This window comes from Elusimicrobiaceae bacterium (assembly GCA_017520185.1).
Classification (GTDB): Bacteria; Elusimicrobiota; Elusimicrobia; order Elusimicrobiales; family Elusimicrobiaceae; genus Avelusimicrobium.
In genome coordinates this window covers 1-19,862 of the sequence record JAFXGO010000009.1, presented here as the reverse complement: position 1 = coordinate 19,862, position 19,862 = coordinate 1, and the positions used below count along the sequence as shown (strand labels likewise).

Genomic DNA, 19,862 nt, shown 5'->3' with positions numbered 1-19,862 from the left:
TAATAAAATATATGAAATATTAAAAAGGGGAATAAATATGTTGCTACAAGAATGTTTCTGTAAAATAATTGCCACCATCGGTCCGGCTTCTGAAAGTCCAGAAATGTTAGAAAAGTTATTGCAAGCAGGAGCCTGCGTTTTTCGATTAAATTTTAGTCATGGCTCCGAAGAAGAAATGACCCGCCGCGTGCAAATCATTCGCCAATTGGAAAAAAAATACGGCGTTTGTTTAGGCATTTTAGCAGATTTACAAGGCCCCAAATTACGCGTAGGAACCTTTGCCAATGGCCCCGTCACCTTAATAGACGGCCAGAAATTTACCTTAGATATGCAGGATTTACCCGGAGACGAAACCCGCGTTTGCTTGCCCCACCCTGAAATTTTTCAAGCCATGCACGTCGGTTTGGAACTTTTACTTAATGACGGCCTTATCCGCCTGCGTGTGGACAGCCATACGGAAACTTCTGCTCAAACCACCGTCTTGGTGGGGGGAGTGTTATCCAACCATAAAGGTGTAAACGTACCCGGTGTGCAACTGCCTATCAGTGCTTTGACGGCCAAAGACCGCAAAGATTTACAGGTGGCAGAAAAATTAGGTGTAGATTTTATAGGGTTATCTTTTGTACAAAGACCCGAAGATTTACAGGAATTACGCGCTTTAATGACCAGCCAAGCCAAAATCATTGCCAAGATTGAAAAACCCTCCGCCGTTGAACATTTGTCTGAAATCGTAGCCTTTGCCGATGCGGTGATGGTGGCACGCGGAGATTTGGGTGTAGAAGTCAGTACAGAAATGGTGCCCGTACTGCAACGGCGCATTGTAGATGTATGCCGTCAATCGGGCAAACCGGTCATTATCGCTACTCAAATGCTTGAGTCTATGATTCACAACATCACCCCGACCAGAGCCGAAGCCTCCGACGTAGCCAACGCTGTTTACAACGGAGTAGATGCCGTTATGCTCTCCGGAGAAACAGCCGCCGGCAAATATCCGCAGCAAGCCGTCAACACCATGCATAATATTATCAAAAGTGTGGAAAAAGATCCCAGTTATCTTAAAAATCTAGTCCGCAGAGACCCTATTAACACAAACACTGTGGAAACGGCTATTACGGCAGCCGCGTGGGTGGCGGCCAGAGCGGTACAAACGGCAGACATCATCGTTAACTTTACAGACTCGGGCCATACCACACTCAGAACCGCTAAATATCGTCCGGCCCTGCCGATCTTATCTTTAACTCCCAAGATTACCACTGCCCGTCACATGGCTTTGGTGTGGGGGGTCACCTCCATTTTAGTCAAAAATTTGGAAAATTTTGAGGATATATCCGCAGAGGCCAGCCGCGCAGCCTTGTTAAGCGGATTGGTAAAGAAAGGTCAAAAAATTGTAGTGACGGCCGGTATCCCGTTTGGCCATTCCGGAGAAACGAACCTGCTCTACATTATCAACGCCTAAATAAAAACCGCCTCAACAGAGGCGGTTTTTTTACAATTTGCACTTAATTATGGCACAATAAAAGGGTAGGTAATTATTCTGAGGAGACAATATGTACAAAATACTGTATAAATCCTTATTTTTAGCGGCAGTTTCGCTTTTTATCCTGCCTTATCTATCGGCAAAAGAAATTGCTCTCTACCACACCAGCGACATTCACGGATACTTCTTTGCCCGTCCAGACAAAAACGGTCAAAATTACGGTGGTTTTGCTGCTTTAGAGAGCGTTCTTCAAGCAGAACAACGGCCCTTTCTTTTATTGGATTCGGGTGATTTCAGCAGCGGAAACAAAGAAGCCAATGATTCCGACGGCAAACTATCCATTGATTTGATGAATCGCGCCGGAAAAACCCCGCAAAACTTCAAAGGGCAAGGCTATGCCGCGCTAACCATCGGCAATCACGACAGTGACTTTGGGGACGAACGCTTAGGTAAAACTTTAAGCCATTTTAACGGAGATATCCTGTCTATAAATATCAAAGATTTTCAAATTCCAGATAAAGAACTTAAACCCTATGCTTTTTATGAAGTGGGGGGGAAGAAACTGGCCGTCATCGGTTTTTCTTTAGATGGCTCGGGTATGCGCGGAATGAGGCTGGAAAAAGTGACTCCGCAAATACTGGAAAATTTGATGAGCGAAGTGTTGGCGCAAGATCCGGCTGCCGTCATTTTTTTGGCGCATGACTCTATCGGAGATTCGCGCAAGCCCTCCTCTTTTCTGCCCACATTAGAAGGGGTTAAAATCACCAGAGAAAACATTGATGTCATTTTGGGTGGTCATGCCCATGTGTTGCAAAATACGCAGAAATTGGGCCAAAATGGGCCTTTATTTGTAGAAAGCGGCGCAATGTTGGAAGGGGTAGGACGTGTTATTTTTGACTTTGATGACAAAACAGGCAAACTCAAAAGTGTCAAAGCCGAATATATCCGCTTAGATGGCGTTCAAGAGCCGCAAACAGCTATATTGCTAGAGCAGTTGGAAGATAAATCCTTGCGGGAGAAGTTTGCAACAGTACCTGTTTTGCTGCCCAAATATCCCACTGCAGGAGATAGCGCCCCTGCCGTAGCTCGGTTGGTGGCAGAGGAAATGTATCAGTGGGTAAGCCCTCAGGAAAAGATAGATATGGCCATGTTTCAACTGCCGGGCATTCGGCGTGATTTATTGCCCGGTACGCTCACAGGGCGGGACATGACTGAACTTTTGCCCTATACAGAATATGTCTCCACCTTTGACATTACGGGCAAACACCTCAAACGGGCCGTTGCTCAAAGTATTAAACACGATAAAAATGGGGACTATTCTCTATTTTCTTATTCTGAAAATGTAAAAATCACTTATAAATATAATGCTAAAAACAAACAAAACCCCGTTAAAATTACTTCTTTTACCATTGACGGAAAAAAGGTAAAAAACAAACGCGTTTATCGGGTGGCGGCCATTGCTCACATTCCGCAAGGGTATTATGAGGGAGTGCCTTTTAAGGTGACAGATGGAAAGCAGAAGATTTATGACCCCAAAACCAGCGGGGATTTACTGTTTGATATCGTCGGAAAACTAAAAGGAAATTCACCCCAACAAAAGCAATTACTTGCTCCGACAGGTGTACAGATTAAAAAGAAAAATTAAATATAAAAATCCCCAAACAACAGTTTGGGGATTTTTGATTTAGGGATTTTACATAATATTATTTAATCCATGTAGTAGCAATTACCACTACCTACACCACAGTGGCAACGTCCGTTAGAAAAGAAACCATACTTAACATAGCCTAAATCGCCACAATTGTTTCCGGCGCAAAAGCGTTCTCCTCCCGGTCCAAGCCCTAATTTAAAAGACTTTCCGCCTTTATTATAGTTTGCCCCAACATAAACACCACCATCAGTCCTCGTAATATCACGACATGAAAACTTTCCGATATAAGAAAAATTATTAGAATCATCTACTTCAATAGGCAAGACATCTTTTATCTCACTATAATCTCCAGAACTCGTCGGATTTTCCAAACAATAAGCATTTACTGCTTTATTTATTGAGTTCAAATTCGCCCATGCTTCAGCGGTACGGCTTTTAAGCACTGTCTTTTGATATTGTGGCAAAGCCACCGCAGACAAGATACCGATAATTAACACTACTACTAACAATTCAATCAGCGTGAAACCGCCGACATTACGTTTAGACATTTTTTTCATATCCAAAACTCCTTTTTGTTAAATTTTTCCTGATATAAAAAATTTAACAAAAAAAAAAAACAAGTCAAGTCCTAATATCTTTTTTATTAACAAAAACATCTTAAAACAAAAAACCCCACCTAAAAGGCGGGGTTTTTATCCCTAAACAAATTAGGCAATTTTCTTGATTTTAGCAACCAAGCACAACAAGTACACTACGGCTACCGTCATGACGGCTACAGAGCCGACTTGAGAACCCATAGCATCAGAGGCAAAACCCATCAACAACGGGAATACCGTACCACCTACTAAGCCCATAATCATCAAACCGGACACTTCGTTTTTCTTTTCCGGTAATTGGAGCAAGGCTTGAGAGAAGATGATCGGGAAGATGTTGGAGTTGCCCAAACCGATCAAAGCAATACATACGTAAAGCGGCCATTGGCTTTGGAACACAAATAAACCGCCCATAGCAGCCAACATAAAGAATACGCTCACGCCGAACACCACTTTCGCCGGCAATTTAGCCAACAAGAAAGAACCGGAGAAACAACCGATGGTGCGGAACATGAAGTAAATGCTGGTGGCATAGATGGCTTTTTCCAAAGGCCAACCTAAACGATCCATCAAGATTTGCGGAGCGGCGGTGTTGGTACCTACGTCAATACCTACGTGGCACATAATACCCACAAAGCACAACAAGATGGTGCCGTTGCCCAACAAGGCTAAACATTCCGTAAAGGTGGAAGGTTTGCCGGTGATTTCTTCTTCTTTGATGTCTTCTTTAGCCAAGAGGATGAAAGCAATAACGCCTTCGATGGCAAACAAACCGTACATCAAAGCCCAATTTTGATATTTGGCAGCAAACCAAGCGGCCAAAATCGGGGCGATAAAAGAAGCAATGGCTTTTACGAACTGACCAAAGGTCATAAAGCTGGCGAGTTTATCTCCGCTTACGATGTTGGACACTAAGGGGTTCAAAGAAACCTGCATCAAAGCATTACCGATACCTAACAAGGCAAAGGCAATCATCATGGTCGCAAAATTATAAGACAACAACGGAAGGACCAAAGCAGCAATGGTGACACCCAAGCTGATAAGCACCGTTTTGCGGCGGCCGATTTTGTTCATCAGCATGCCCGTAGGAACGGAACATACCAAGAACCAGAAAAACACCATAGAAGGGCAGAGGTTAGCTACGGTGTTAGACAAACCGAAACTTTCCTTTACGTAGTTGGTAGCGGTGCCGACGGAATCCACGAAACCCATGGCAAAGAACGCCAGCATTACCGGTACTAATTTTACAACTAATGAAGATTCTTTCTTCTCAGTCATACATTCTCCTTATTAATTATAAGCAGGCCATGCGCCGGTTTTGGTGCACACGAAAGCTGCCGTTTTGACGGCTTGTTCATGAGATTCGCGCAAGGATTTACCCGCTAAAATGCCGGCTACAAAAGCACCGGAGAAAGCATCACCCGCGCCAACGGTATCGGCCACTTGCACTTTGGGGGTGTCAATGCGGGATACTTCGGTGGGGGAGTAAATGACGCTATATTTATCGCCAGCCGTTAACACGACATAGCGCAAATTGTATTTTTCCAAGAACCATTTGCAGATATCGTCTTCAGAGCCTTCCAAGTTAAACATTTCTTTAATGACTTTAATTTCGTCATCATTGATTTTGAAAACATTGGCTTTGCCCAAAAGTTCTTCAATCAGTTCTTTGCTGTAATAGTGTTGGCGCAAGTTGATATCAAAGAAGCGCAAGGCATTGGCAGGAGCATAACCGACCAAAGTTTCTACGGTTTCTTTAGAATCATTGTTGCGTAAGGCCAAAGTACCAAAGCAGACAGCGTCGGCTTTTTTTACCAGTTCAATGGCTTTTTGAGAGAGGGGGATATGGTCCCAAGCAACATCTTCAATGATGGTATAGCTGGGTTGCCCATTTTTAAGTTCTACTTTTACACTACCGGTGGGGTAAGAAATGGTTTCGCAGAGGTAGGCAATATTATTTTTTTCTAACTCTTGGATAATCTCCGTACCGAAAAGATCATTACCTACGGCACTGATGGCGTGACCTTCAGAACCCAATTGAGTAGCATGATATACAAAGTTGATCGGCGCACCGCCGGCTACTTTGCCGGTGGGGAAAACGTCCCACAGTAGTTCACCGATACCGACTACTACGGGCTTTTTGGTTGTATTTCCGTCCATAATTGTCCTCTTGTAAGATAAAATAAAACATCTCTTTCATTCTAGCAGATTTTACGTAAAAGTACCATCTTTTTTTAAATATTTTTTCTTCGAGCGCGTGACCGAAAATCAAGAGTCAAAAACCCCCGCAAATAGCGGGGGTCTTTATTTTATATTTATAACAAGATAACCGGTTTTTTAGCGGTTGCACCACACTTTCTATTACCGTTGTCTTTTTTTGTCAGAGGTCGCGTTAAGAGGCAAGGCTGCTTCATAAGCCTCCAAGGCCACTTGGCTGATGAAATCAACCGTATTTCTGTCTAAATGAACAAACGGTACCGGTATTTCCACAGCCCAACGTTCGATACCCCAAGTAAAACTTTGAGGCAATCTTCCAAAACTAAACGGCCGTTGGTTTGTATCCATTATTTGATTGCCGATGACCGGCATCCATTTGTGCAAATTGTCCACCTTGCCCGGATAGGCACGTTCGTGATTAAGAAGTGCTTTATAAAGTTCGCGCGGATTGCTGGCATCGGCAATTTTCTTTAAAGAAACTATTTCATCGCGCAGATTAGTTAACTGTTGCACTTCTTCTGCACTAGCAGAGGAAATCATTTCATTGGCCTTTTTAATAGCCAATTTCAAAGGTTCAATTACTTTGCCATTGGCAATCACTCTGTTAGCAATACCATCTCCATTAGCGGCCAACATGTTAAACCAAGCGCGCATGATGCTGCCTTGAGCAGAATTAAGATAAGAACCGGCACGGAAGTACATCGGATGTGTGTTTAGATAACGAGAACCCAATGTAAAAATAGCCACATTGCGCGTTAATTCCGGATGTTCACGCGAAATACGAGCCCAATCCTCCACCACTTGGCCCGTTAAACAGGTGGGCAGTACTATGTTGGTAAAAGAAGATTTCGTTTTGGCAAGACCTCTTAAAAGATCTTCTAAAGATACAATTGAGTCTTTACCCATAACGGAGAGCCAAGTGCGCTGCTCGACAGACGGCCACTGATCAATCGCACCATGACCGTATAAGATAAGGGTGTTTTCTTGTTTGGGTTTTATGGCTTGAAAAATATCCTGTAATTGACGGTTGGCCCGTATCACCATATTAAACGCACCGGCATAACTGCTCATAGCCATCTCCAAATCGTTAAAAGCAAATCCGGGCCCTAACCACATCACCGCATGAGGTTTTTTGGATGTGGCCGTAATTTGTTGCACGTATTTTCTAAATTCATTTAATTGAGATTGAGAAACACTATTGGCATACCTGCGTAAAAATTGGAATATTTGGACAAGACGTTCCAGTTGATTTGTCGGTATACTCGGATCCATCAGCAGATATCTGATCTTAAACACCAACTCCGTCAGTTGCGTAGCAGATGCGGAAACTCCTGCCGATGCTCCGGCAGGAGTTCCTCCTAAATTAAGATGAGGTAATGCAGAAATAGGGCCCACATCTTCATCCCCAAACACGTCGCCATATTCCAATTCTCCAGCGTATAAGGCATCTAACTGCTCTTTGGTCGGGATGAAAGGCAGAGAGCGCAAATCTAACATACGGCCATAGCGCGGAGCAAACACCGGCAAGTTCATCGGGTTATCCACATCAGAAACCATTGGTCTGACAGGAGCCAATTGATTTTCATACCAATGAGGCGGATGTAAGCGTATCTTCTGAGCTAATTGAACGGGGGCCGATTGCATAAACTTTTGCATCGTAGTAGACATACGGTCCAACCCTTCAATATAAACAGGATTCTTATCTAAGAAGAAAGGAATATCTTTTCCTTCGTACCAGCCTACTCTCATATGGTCCGGCATAGCCAAATAATAAATACCTTCTTCATCAATGGGGGTGTATTTATCATCGTAGCCCAACATATACACATGCACGTCATGTACTACCGGATATGTTTCCGACACTTCTTTCTCTACTGCTACTTCTTTCCCATTCACTTTTTCTTTTACAATTTTTTTGACTTGTCGGGTACCAATTTCCACATCATAAGCAATACGAACATTGTGGGAAAAATAGAATGTAGGAACAATCTTTCCATCAATGATAGAAATATTATTCTTCACCAATTCTATAAATCCCAAACCGGTCGTTCTGGCCAAAGAAGTTGGCTCCGGATTAGGAAAGTGTTCACTCAACAAACGCAAAGTCATGGCACCTTTGTAGGGCACTTTACCGGAGTTATCTTTACTAGCAGCGCCAATTACCTGATATTTATCAATAGCCACCGGCGCAGATCCTAATCCGTGATCCATCAGTTCCGCCACACCGGTCATGGGAGAAATCCTAATCTTTTGTTTGATGGCATTACGTTCGGCATCAGCCATAAAGTTGCTGGCGGAATTATCGTGATAATTGATATATCCGTTTTCAGCAGAGCCTTTATTAGGTTCATCTTTAAAGCGTGCAAGTGGCTCGGTAAATAAGGCAAAAGGTTTATCTAAACCACCATGCATATTTTCTAATTGTTTTTCAATGGTATTATAAATATGTGCAGCCGTACCCGGTACAGGGGCTTGCATAGCCCCGTCTGTAGAATTCCACAGTTGAGTGGAAACATAAGTAGCACGACCCGGAACACGATAGAGCACCGTTCCCACGATGCCATTGGTAGCCTCGCCTTTTGCAGAGCCTTGAGTATGCAAAATATTGTCCGTATCAGACACCCACATTTGCGGTTTGTGCGAATGTCCTTCATAGACGACGCGTACAATTTTGCGTATATTTTCAGGAGCAGCTGCTAAAGCACTTGCAATCTCTTTAGAGCGAGTATCGGCTCTATGGTCATTTAATGCTTCATGTGCCACTATAATAATATGATCTACCGGATGCTGCTTTGCGTACGCAATAGCCACATCTAAAGTTTCTTTTACAGAGGCATGGGCCTGCTCCGGTTGGGTATAAAACACATTGCCGTATCCGGCCTTAGGCAGACCAACCACCATCACTCTTTCTTTGTTGATAGTAGTTTTGACCGTAAAAGGCAAGGTATCTATGACCCCTTTAAACATACGCACTTGATTGCCCAATATAGCAGGACCGCTACCCACTTTGCTTTCGGCCATGTTTGTGCTCCATAAGCCAAAAGATTTAAGCGTCAGCAAGTTAGCCACATAGTCGTTAGCCATGTCAAACTCATGATTTCCGTACAAGGCAGCATCTGTATGAGATAAGATATAAGCCCCTAATTCAGAATGTTCGTTTAAAATATAACCGCCGGTAGCAATATCTCCGCCGGATACTACGATTACATTCTCTCTGCCAAAAGCATCCCAATGTGCTTCTAAAATCTGTATAACGCTGGTTGCTGGCAAACCATGCAAATCAGAAAAATTGAGAATAACTGTTTGCTTAGCAACATTTGGAGATATACCTTTTGGCAAATTCTTTGCATATGTGGCGAGCAAAGCCTCTTTCGTATTCGGCATATCCAAAATTTCCGGAGCATCTTTAAGATTTTGCATGGGGGCATTTATATATACAGTAGATGTCGTATTTCTGGCTGCTGTAGGCACTGCAACTGTTTTGTTGGCTCTGTTCGGATGCAAACGCGTCAACCAATTTACAAAAGCACCTACTCCTCCGACTTTTTCAATAGGAGCTCTAAAAACATGAGCCTTTTTCTGTAATAATACCGGTTGCGGAATGGGAGCAGGGGCCACTTCATCAAAAGAAAGGGGTGCTTCTTTAGCTTCTTCAATTCCGGCGGCTCTATTGGCTAAATGTCTTTGTAAATCTTGGTTAAAGGTAGTTGCATAGGCACTTTTGACGGCCTGTTCTTCTTTTAAGATATCCAACCCTTCTTCATCAAGACCGGTAAAGCCAAAAGGTACTATAGCCATTGTCAATAAGCCGGTACCGCTCAACAAGGCATCTAAAAATCCAAGACCTAAGGCCATTAAAACGAAGCTGGCTAATTTATTCTTTTTAAAGAAGTTAGATACAGTTTTTGAGATGGATTGAAAGGTTTTTTCTTTAGAAGAATGTTGCGCAGCGAGTGCACCGCCATCCTGCACTTGATGCCATAGGCCATTTGTTATAAATTCTTGCTTAGTAGAGAACGGCATTGCCACCATTTCTCCATTATCTATGGCTAATTTATACCAACCGGTATTTCCGTTAATAGTCATGTAGGCTGCTACAAAACTAAGTTCGGAAGCAGGAATATCCTGAGAAGTAATGCCAACCTGTTCATCCCCTTGAGAAGAAACATTTATCTTGTCGGTTTGTTTCATCCCAACAATTACAGGAATAGCGTGTTGATCCGCACTTTCTTTGTCATATTGGCGGAAATCGCTCCAAATATGCGGGTTTTGCATTGAATAGAGCACCGCCGAAGAAATATCAGAGCTCAAATAATTTCTTTTCAAACTAGAACGAGTTTGGCTGACTTTCAAACCGGTAGTTAAAATATTTTGAATATCCTCTAAATCAAATATTCTTAAACCGCGATATAAGTCCGCTCCGGCCTTCATCTCGTTAGGAATGGCTTTTAAAAGACCTTTGGGCGAGCGAGCCTCACCGGAAATAAAACTATATTTATCCGAAGCGGCCGTAAAACGAGTGGCGTGGGGGAGTTTTTGGCTTAATTCCTTCCCTACTTGAGCCGCTAACAACTCTTTGCTGTCTTGTCTGATGGGAATATTTTTTAACGAACGCAACACTTGATCCATTAATACATCAGACACATGCTTTCCAACGGGTACATTTAATGGTTGAGAGAACATCTTGTCCGATACGGATTTTACGGCTACGTTCACATTTGTCTCTAGCCGTTTCCGATCCGCAGCAGATCTAAGGCCTACCGGCAAAATAGCCGCCGTAAAAATACCTGTACCAGCAGTCATAACATCTAAAAGGCCCAGTCCTACTGCTACGGCACTACCAACTAAAAGAAAGGAAGCCAATTTATTATTTTTCAAGAAGTTAACTATTTTTTGGCCTGTGGTAAAATTTTGGCGTTCCAAAGAGGCAAAGTATTTAGCCATAGGCGTAGCAACAATTTTCCCATTATCTCCATTAGCCACCTGATACCAACCGGAAACCCCGTTTTGATTTAAATAAGCAAAAGCCACAAATTGATCGGCCGGTATATCCATTCCTTGTTCCAACACATATGAATTACCTTGATATTTTTCAGCAGATAACGTAGCAAAAGAGGAATCTTTCTTGATCATAGCCAAAACGGGGATTCCTTTTAACCAACTAGATGCGGAAAGAAATACGGGGTTCTGCTCAAATAACAACTCATCACTAAAAACCGATTGATAAGGAATTTTAGAGGATTCAATTCCTTTGGTTAAAATACCTTTTAACTCAGTTAAAGACGGCGCCAAAGCTCCTGTATGCAAGGAGAAATACTTAGCAAGCATCTGTTCATTGATGGTAGCGGGGATAGCCTCAAACATAGCATGAGCCCGTTGCATCTCTTGCGCCATTGGAGAACCGACAGCAACATCCCACGAAAGAGAGGGGTTTATATACGGCAAGGCCACTTTATCCGTATCAGTAGCAGGATTTAAATAAGCAGTAGTAGCAAATTTCTGCTTAAAGGTTTTCCAACCGGAAACTACTTTAGAAGATATTTGCCCAACCGCCTCTTGCGCTAACTTAACTGCTTGGCGGAGGGGGGAATTGTTGCGAGATTGCAGATTCATGAAATATCTTTCAGCAGGTACCGCCACAATTTCACCATTTTTATTAACGGAAATTTGATACCAATCCATATCCAGATCCCATCCACCGCGTAAAAAAGCAAAGGCAGTAAAGTCTTTCGGAGATAAAGATTCCTGTAATATTTCGCCAGCACCAAATTTACCTTTTGCACTATGTTTTACCGCCAGAACAAATGGTACACTCTCTAAATCAGCAGTAAACAAGCCTCCAACCGGAGTTTTTGTATCCAATCCACGAAGCAGAATATCACGAACTTTCGTCAAATTCAAGTTTCTTCCCTGCACGCTGGCATAGTGATAAAAATTATCCTTTAAATAATTTTCAAAATTATATCCCACCCCCAACATTTTTTCCGTTCTTTGATTAAGCAGGAAAGTATTTTCCAAGTCTTGTTTGGTGCCAAATCCTTGCTCATATCTATTCTTGTATTGAGGATTTAAGGCATACCAAGCGTCCATTTCTTTTTGCGTAAAAAAGGAAAGGGGCATTAATACGTTTTTTGTATCATCAACAGAAATAGTCAAAGTCTTCAGTATAGAAGATTTGGGCGAAGACTTAGCATTGAAAAGAGAAGAAAGGACTATCGGCAACAAGCTAATACCGGCGGATAGAGCATCCAGAAGGCCAAACCCCCATGCTACCCCTACCCCAGCAACCAGTAAAGTAGAGAATTTGTTATTTTGTATAAAATTACCTAATGTTTGGGCAAAACTTTGATTATTTGGAGTAGCCTGAGGTAATTTCTTAGCGTCATTTTCAAAGTAGTCAGTTATAGGCGTAGCCAAAATTTGACCGTTATCTGCTTTTGCTACTTGATACCAACCTTTCACACCATTGTGGCGCAAATAGGCAAAAGTGACAAATTTTTCAGGAGAAATATCTTGCGGTACCAATCTATACGAATCAATTAAATCATGGCGAACTGCGATGTTTTCAGTACCGTTCTTCATCATTACCAATAATGGTATGCCTTTAAATGCTTCCGTAGCATAAAACAGGACTGGATTATCTGTTTTAACGCCGCCATTAAAATTACTAAAACTTGCTTGAAAGAAAATGGCTTCATGCGGCAAGGATTTGGTTAATTGCAAACCATTGGCCAAAATGTTGTCCAAATCATTCAAAGAATGTAAAAACATTCCTCTATACAAAGAGAATTTTTTGGGAATGGATTGCTTAATATCCGTCGGGATGGCGGCCCACATTTCGTCCATGCGCTCTCGTTTAAGAGTACGGTTATTTTGCAGCCAATCTTTTTTATCCCCAGTACCTAAACCAATCATGGCCACGTTATCAGTATCAGTAGACGGATTAATAACAAAGGATTGCTTGTTAGAAGATGCCTTAAAACCGATGGGCAAAACAGCCGCCGCCAACAGACCGGTACCAGGTGTTAATGCATCTAAAAGGGAAAGCCCCAATGCCGCACCGGCCACCATAACAACTTGCAAGATGCCACTGCCTAGTATCTTGTCCCCAAGTTTATTTTGGCTGGAGGCTGCTTGCACCTCGCCTGCTTGCGCCACAGTCCCAGCGATGGGGGTTTGTGCAGCACCTGTCTCTGACACGGCTCCCCCTGTTTGGCCTGCTGCACCTGCTTCTCCATCTCCGAACACGTCACCCCAAGACAGTTCACCGGAGTAAAGAGCATCCAGTGTGGCCTTATCGGGCAAGACACCACCCGGCAGAGCATTATCTGCATTTAAGATACGGCCGGCATGTGTTTCAAAAACAGGGATAGACTGCACCGGTACCAGAATATGACGTCCGCCCAGATCAATTTTCTGATACGGTCTGTTTTTAACCCAATGAATTTGTGATTCTTCTATAATCGTACGTGCCCCATTTTCATCAGTGATGTAATATTCTCGGAAAGGCACATGGTTAGGCTTCACATCAATGGGCAGGGCCTGTGAACGATACCATTTACGCGGAGTCATGCTTTCAGGACGTTTACTGGCTCTACTGGCACTGGCCGTTCTGAAGAAAGATTCCATTACGTCAGAGAAGGAAAGTTTTTCTTCTTTATAAATGGCGGTATAGTCTCCATATCTTTCCGTATTGGCAAAACCGCTGGCTTCATAAAGACCTACCATCATGTGATGCGGCATCGCCAAATAATAAGTACCATCTAATTCAATAGGAGTGTACTTTCTCTCGCCTTCGGCGCCTGTCAACACATACACATCCACTTTCGCAGCAGTCACTTTCATTTTGCCATTGGCTTGTCGTTCGGTCTTAATACCACTGATGACGGCGCGCAAATTATGCGAGAAGGCAAAAGATACCACCACCTCTCCGCTGGCATCCCAATAGACCAGATTTTCACGAATATAATCAGTCAACTGTTGTCCGGTAATGCGACGAACAGCAAACGGCTCCGGATTGGGATAGTGGTCCGTCAGAGCAGACAAGGTCATATACTCGTTATATTTAAATTTCCCTGTATTTTGGTAGCTGGAAGCACCAATAATGCGATCTTTAGGGATAGCCACACCTTCATCTGTTAATACAAGTCTTTGGCTGTTATCAACTTCGCGAGAGAGTTTTTTGGCATACCAATAGAAAGCATCCGCCACCATGTTTCCAATAGCAGGCTCTAAGAAGCTTGAATGACCGCTGGTGCGATGATCTCTCAATCCCACCAGTTTAACGATAGGATCGTTAAGATCTTCTGTGATTTGATCTCTCAAAGAAGCTGTTGCATTGGCCATAGATTTAGATAAACTATTTTCAGCAAAATTAGTCAATTCACCCGCTTCTTTTCCACTCCAAAGCACATTGGAAACATACGTGGATTTACCGGGTACACGGTACAATACCGTAGCCCACATGGCGCCACCATTTCCTTGTCCTTGCAAATGCAATAAGTTGTTGGAGTCAACTTTATGGTTGACATGGTGACTATGCCCTTCATACACCACACGGACCAAAGGTTTCATTTCAGCAGGCAATTGAGCCAAAGCTTCGGCAATGGCAATAGCACGGCTATCTGCGCGAGAGTCATTTAATGATTCGTGTTGCAAGATGATAATGTGATCTAATTGCTTACCTTTCAAAGCATCAATGGCACGGTTTAAAGAAACATCAAAAGCTTCTTGCGCTTCTTCCTGGATACCTTGTTTATATTCCACATTACCATAACCGGGCTTTCCTAAGCCTACAATAGCCACACGCTCCCCTTTACCCGTCACTTTAATGACATACGGCAAGGTGTTTTCTTCAATTTTGTTTAAAACTCTTAATCTGCCACTTAAGAAGGTGGGCCCGCTTCCTACCAAAGAGACAGCCTCTCCGGGTGTCCATAATCCCTCATTTTTCAAATACATCAAGTTGGACAAGAACACACGGGCGCGGTCTACTTCATGGTTGCCCATCACCCAGGCATCTACACCCATATGCATCATTTGAGACAGGCCCCATTCCGGATTCTTATTAAGCAAATAACTGCCGGTAAACCCGTCTCCGTTGCTGGTGACGATTACATTTTCTCTACCGTAAATCTGGAAGTATCTCTCCGCTACATTAACAAAGTTTTGAACATCTGCACCATGAACATCAGAGAAGTTCAAAATTACAGTTTTCACCACATCCGCATTCTTTGGCAAGACGGCAGAGACTTGGGCATCATGCTCAGCGGCTACATTGAATTTAGGAGCTTTCAGCACGCCTTCTATTTGCCCATTGTTGGTAATCTCTGGCAAACCATCTGCATAGACCGTACTGGTTGTAGTACGATTTCTGCCCGGTAAAGATTGAGAAATATGGATTCCTGCTTTCGGATAAGAAGAGAGTTTGCCTTTTTTATCTTTTATAGGAGTCACCAAATCTACTTTCTCCGTTGCATAAGCACTCACTTCTTCAGCAGTCGGAATACTTCTGGGATCGATAGAGCCCAGATCAGACACCGGTATAAAGATACTGGTTGCTGCCGTTAAAACACCCGTTCCGACAGTCAAGGCATCAAATAATCCCAGTCCCAATGCCACAGCACCAGCAAACAGAACAAAATGCAATACCTTATTGGATTTTACGAAGTTAACGGATTTTTGAACAAAACCCTGCTGTCCCACTTGTAATTGATGGGCGAAGTAATCCTCGATCGGGGTAGCATTGAGTTTATTACCTCTACCGGCAGATATCTGATACCAACCGGCATTATTATCCGTACGCAAGTAAGCCAATGTAATAAATTTATCGGTTGAAAGAGCACCCGAAGATGTAGCTTTATTCGTCAACAACATGACGGGGATACCTTGTTCTATACTCAAGGCATTAGACATGGTAGAGCCATAATGGCCGTCGCCCGTTCCATAAAGGTTAGATTCAAAGCCTGCCGCCTGTTGAGCACTCAATCCATCTCGCACCACGCTCTTTACATCTTCTAAAGATCCGGCTACAAATCCTTGTTGCAAGAAAGAAGCATGAATCGTTTCTTTGACCGATTGCGGCATAGCCTGCCACATGGCATTAAATCTATCATCTAAGATATTTACCACTTCGCTGGTAGATTGATTGGCATAGCCGGCATTGGGCAAGGCCACTTTTTCCGTATCCTTAGCGGCATTGACGGAAAACGCTTTTCTGGGTGCTGCCACCATATCAAAATAGCGGCTTACCGGCATGGCGTCCATTTTTCCGTTTCTACCCACAGACATCTGATACCAGCCTTCAGCATTACCATTACGCAAGTAGGCTAAAGTGGTAAATTGTTTAGAAGAAAGGTTTGTCAAGTTAGTGCCTTTCTCCACTAACAACATAACGGGAATACCTTGCTCCAAACTCAAGGCATCAGACATCGTAGAGCCATAATGCGCATTCGTCGTTCCGTAGAAGTTAGATTCAAAAGTCGCCGCCTGTTGGCTGGTCAAACCTTCCGTCAAAATATTTTTCACGTCCGCCAAAGAATGAACGAACATACCTTGTTGTAAGAAAGAAGCATGAATCGTTTCTTTGACCGATTGCGGCATAGCCTGCCACATCGTATCAAATCTATCATTGAGGACCTGCTTAGCTTCCGCCACCGTTTGAGAAGACGCGGCATTATTGGGGAAAGCCACTTTTTCCGTATCGGTGAGGGGGTTAACACTAAATACGCTTCCGGAACCGGATTTAAAACCGACAGGCAAAACAGCCGCCGTCAGAAGACCCATACCCGGTGTCAAAATATCCAGCATTCCCAAACCAAGCACCACCGCACCGGCCGTCAAGCCCAACCCCAACCACTTATGGTTTTTAAAGAAGTTGACGACTTTGCGGAAAACGGTATTTTCTGCCCGTATACCTGCTAAATATTGCTTTAACGGTACAGCCTTGATTTGGTTGTCAGTACCGATAGATACATGATACCAACCTTCCGCATTGTTATTACGCAAGTAAGCAATCGTAATTAATTGATCGGCAGGAAGTGCTTTCGAGACTGCTCTGTAAGTGTTTTCATACCCTCTTAGCTGGAGAATATCATCCTCCGCTCCGGTTTTCAATAAAATCATTAGAGGGATATTTTCCTCTGCCGTACGAGAAAGAGAGCTATGCAGATTTTTCGCATTAATTCCTCTTTGAAATGTGAAACCACGCTCGTTCACAGCAAGACCGTTGATCAAGACATCTCTGAATCTATCCAAAGATCTGATATTCATTGCCCCGCCGAAAGAAGCCAGTTCTCCCAGCGTTTGATAGTCAGATTTGGAAATCGTACCCAGCATTGCTGTGGCTCTATCTTTTGCTCTTTGTTCCAGAATGAAGTGATGGTCCCAAGTTCTAAAGTTCGGTATATCTAAAGTAGGCATCATCACATCATTGGCATTGGTAGAAGCATTAATGCTAAAGGCTTTTTTGGCAGCTGCCGCACCGGGCCCTTTACCACCGCGCAACAAGGAACGGATACCTACACCAACGATACCGGATACCAAGACCGTCGGAATTACAAAGCTCATTAACGGACCGGCCGCATCGGCAAAGGTAGCCATCACAGGTGTCAACAAACCGCCACCCATGATACTGGTCATCAATAGACCCGTAATTTCGTCAACACGGGTAGTATCTTCAGCTTGAGCCAAGTTGATAATCATGGAGAAGATATTTCCATAACCCAACCCCGTCAAAGCCAAACCGGCAATTGCAACACCTTGCACACCGGAGAGGACCATTCCCAAGCCTACTAAGGACACCACACCGGAGGCAATTAATGTCTTAGCACCCAAGAAACGTTCCGGAATGAGGGGGGCTAACCAGCGGCTGGCAAACAATCCGGCCACCAACGTGCCTAAAGTAATGGTACTGGCTGTCGAAGCAGGGATACCAAACACATTTTCAAGCAAGAGCGGCGCGTTAGACATAGCCCCGATTTCGGCCCCGATGTAAGAGAATCCGGCCATGAACAGTAAGGCTAAGTTCTTATTCTTCAATAACTTATAAGTACCAAAAACAGATTGGACACCTTCTTTGAAAGAGCTGACTTTCTTAGCAGGCGTACTTTCTGCCACATTGAGGAACAGGGAACCCACAAATCCAAGACCCAAGATAGAGCCGTAGATGGGGAACAACCAAGTCCAGTTCATACCCGCCGCAGCCAAAGCACCCGGCAAGACCCAGTTCAAGATGGTAGGTGCAATTTTGGTAGCGTCCAAGATAGACAAGGCAGAGCCGGCCTTTTCATTACTTTGAGCGACGTCAAAGACTAAGGCACTGGCCGCATTTTTCAACGTAGTAGAACCGGCACACAACAAGGCAATAGAACCTAACACCACGTAGAATTGGTTCATGGTCGTCAGCGGCTGCGTACCGATTACGATCGTCGGGATTAACATACCTAAGGCAGATACAGCCAAACCGATTCTAATCATGGCTGTACGACCAAACTTAGCCTGTAAAATACTTAAAGGCACAGACAAGGCAAACATCGAAAATCCGGACAATGTCACCAAAGAGGCCATGAAAGTAGATAATCCTAAGTCCGCCTTCAACAGTGCTACCGCCGGAGCCACAAAGTCACCAAACCCAGTCATGGCAGAGAACGCACCCAACATCGCCAAGAAGCGCAAGGCACGGGCTTTATTCAAGGCACGAGCCTGATCCACCGTTTGTTCGGGTCTGTTGGCAGCATTTTTGAAGTAATTGCTGATACCGGCAAACATTTTCTTAAACGAATTATAGAAACTCATAACCGGCAATCCAGAATACAAAATACCGGATTTAGAACTATTATTGACTTCTACGGGGAAAACCACATCTTCTTTTACAAACGGCTGAGTAGCGGAGAAGGGTACCACCAAGAGGTCTCCGTATGCAGCGGTGATATTGTACCAGCCGGCCTTGCCGTTTATAGTCATATAAGCGGCTACGAAGCTTAAATCGGACTGGGGAATAATACCATTATTCACTTGTACAGATTTTTTAATACCCACTACCACCGGTATGGACTCTCGGTCCATCATGGTTTTAAATAACTCTTTATGTTCAGGAAGCACCGTATCGCTAACAGCATATTGCGCCGCCGCATAAGCAGTAGAGGACATATTGGAAATATTTAATTTCTGATACATGGAGCCATCTTTCAAGCCTTCCGTGAAGATAGAAACCAAGTCCTCCATGGCAAAAATCTTAATTCCCTGGAAGGATTGAGCGCCGGCACTCATTTCAGCCGGAATAGCGGCTAAAATGGCGTCTTCATTTCTAAAAGCACCGGAAATAAAGTTGCGGTGATCTTGCTCCGTAAAAATACGCGTTGCACCCGGAATTTGCTTGACGATTTCGTCTGCAAGGGCAAAAGCCAAGTTTTGTTTCACACGAGAAGAAATTGCCATATTTTCAACTGAGGCAAGGACGTCATTACCTATAGCAAACACAATAGATTCACCCACCCCTACTTTAATAGGACCGGAAGATAACCATTTCTTGGCAATAGACTCTACAGAGGTCGTAATTTCAGCGGCATATTTGCGGATAGCACTCTTATGCTTAAAGGTATTTAATACCGCACCAAGACCGTTAGCACTTAATGTTAACGAGGTTCGGGGCACAAAAGCTTGCAGAATTTTTTCTACATATTTCTGTGTACCTTTTACATTAAATTGTGCATTAACAAAAAATTGCGGGACAGTAGCTTTGATATCATCAAGTGTTTGTTGGGCTTGATAGAATTTATTATTGGCAAAGCGGATCGGGGCAATGTTATAGAGGTAATTGCCTTCTGTTAATGTTCCCCATGCATTTTTGAGCGTGCCAATAATCGGCATGCCTGCTCTTTGCCAGTACATCTTCGTCTGCGCTTGTTTCAAGGCAAAAGCTGCT

The 19,862-nt window shown here is 43.5% G+C and carries 6 protein-coding genes; 2 read left to right on the top strand and 4 right to left on the bottom strand.

The features are described 5' to 3' along the window. Positions 1-31: 31 nt before the first annotated feature. Both pyk and IKL48_01775 read left to right on the top strand, forming a co-directional pair. Positions 32-1,456: a pyruvate kinase gene (gene pyk / locus IKL48_01780; GenBank protein ID MBR3603411.1), complete on the top strand. Its 1,425-nt coding sequence runs from the start codon at positions 32-34 to the stop codon at positions 1,454-1,456. Between the two features lie 91 nt (positions 1,457-1,547). Next, positions 1,548-3,122, top strand: coding sequence for a bifunctional metallophosphatase/5'-nucleotidase (locus IKL48_01775; GenBank protein ID MBR3603410.1), 1,575 nt, complete (start codon positions 1,548-1,550; stop codon positions 3,120-3,122). Positions 3,123-3,184: 62 nt separating this feature from the next. Here the strand turns inward: IKL48_01775 and IKL48_01770 are convergent, their stop codons facing one another. The 4 genes from IKL48_01770 to IKL48_01755 all read right to left on the bottom strand — a co-directional run bounded on the left by IKL48_01770 (position 3,185) and on the right by IKL48_01755 (position 19,828). After that, complete coding sequence (locus IKL48_01770) at positions 3,185-3,685, bottom strand: pilin (GenBank protein MBR3603409.1); 501 nt, start codon at positions 3,683-3,685, stop codon at positions 3,185-3,187. Between the two features lie 150 nt (positions 3,686-3,835). Further along, positions 3,836-4,999 carry an MFS transporter gene (locus IKL48_01765; GenBank protein ID MBR3603408.1) on the bottom strand — a complete coding sequence of 388 codons (1,164 nt, stop codon included), beginning with the start codon at positions 4,997-4,999 and terminating at the stop codon, positions 3,836-3,838. A 12-nt stretch (positions 5,000-5,011) separates the two neighbouring features. After that, positions 5,012-5,881, bottom strand: coding sequence for a carbohydrate kinase (locus IKL48_01760; protein ID MBR3603407.1), 870 nt, complete (start codon positions 5,879-5,881; stop codon positions 5,012-5,014). A 201-nt stretch (positions 5,882-6,082) separates the two neighbouring features. Continuing rightward, a complete protein-coding gene (locus IKL48_01755; GenBank protein MBR3603406.1) occupies positions 6,083-19,828 on the bottom strand; it encodes an MFS transporter in 13,746 nt (4,581 codons plus the stop codon). Positions 19,829-19,862 lie beyond the last annotated feature (34 nt).

Coding starts and splice junctions, on each gene's coding strand:
- IKL48_01775 (MBR3603410.1), top strand. CDS start 1,548: ATGTACAAAATACTGTATAAATCCTTATTTTTAGCGGCAGTTTCGCTT.
- IKL48_01770 (MBR3603409.1), bottom strand. CDS start 3,685: ATGAAAAAAATGTCTAAACGTAATGTCGGCGGTTTCACGCTGATTGAA.
- IKL48_01760 (MBR3603407.1), bottom strand. CDS start 5,881: ATGGACGGAAATACAACCAAAAAGCCCGTAGTAGTCGGTATCGGTGAA.
- IKL48_01755 (MBR3603406.1), bottom strand. CDS start 19,828: ATGTACTGGCAAAGAGCAGGCATGCCGATTATTGGCACGCTCAAAAAT.
- IKL48_01765 (MBR3603408.1), bottom strand. CDS start 4,999: ATGACTGAGAAGAAAGAATCTTCATTAGTTGTAAAATTAGTACCGGTA.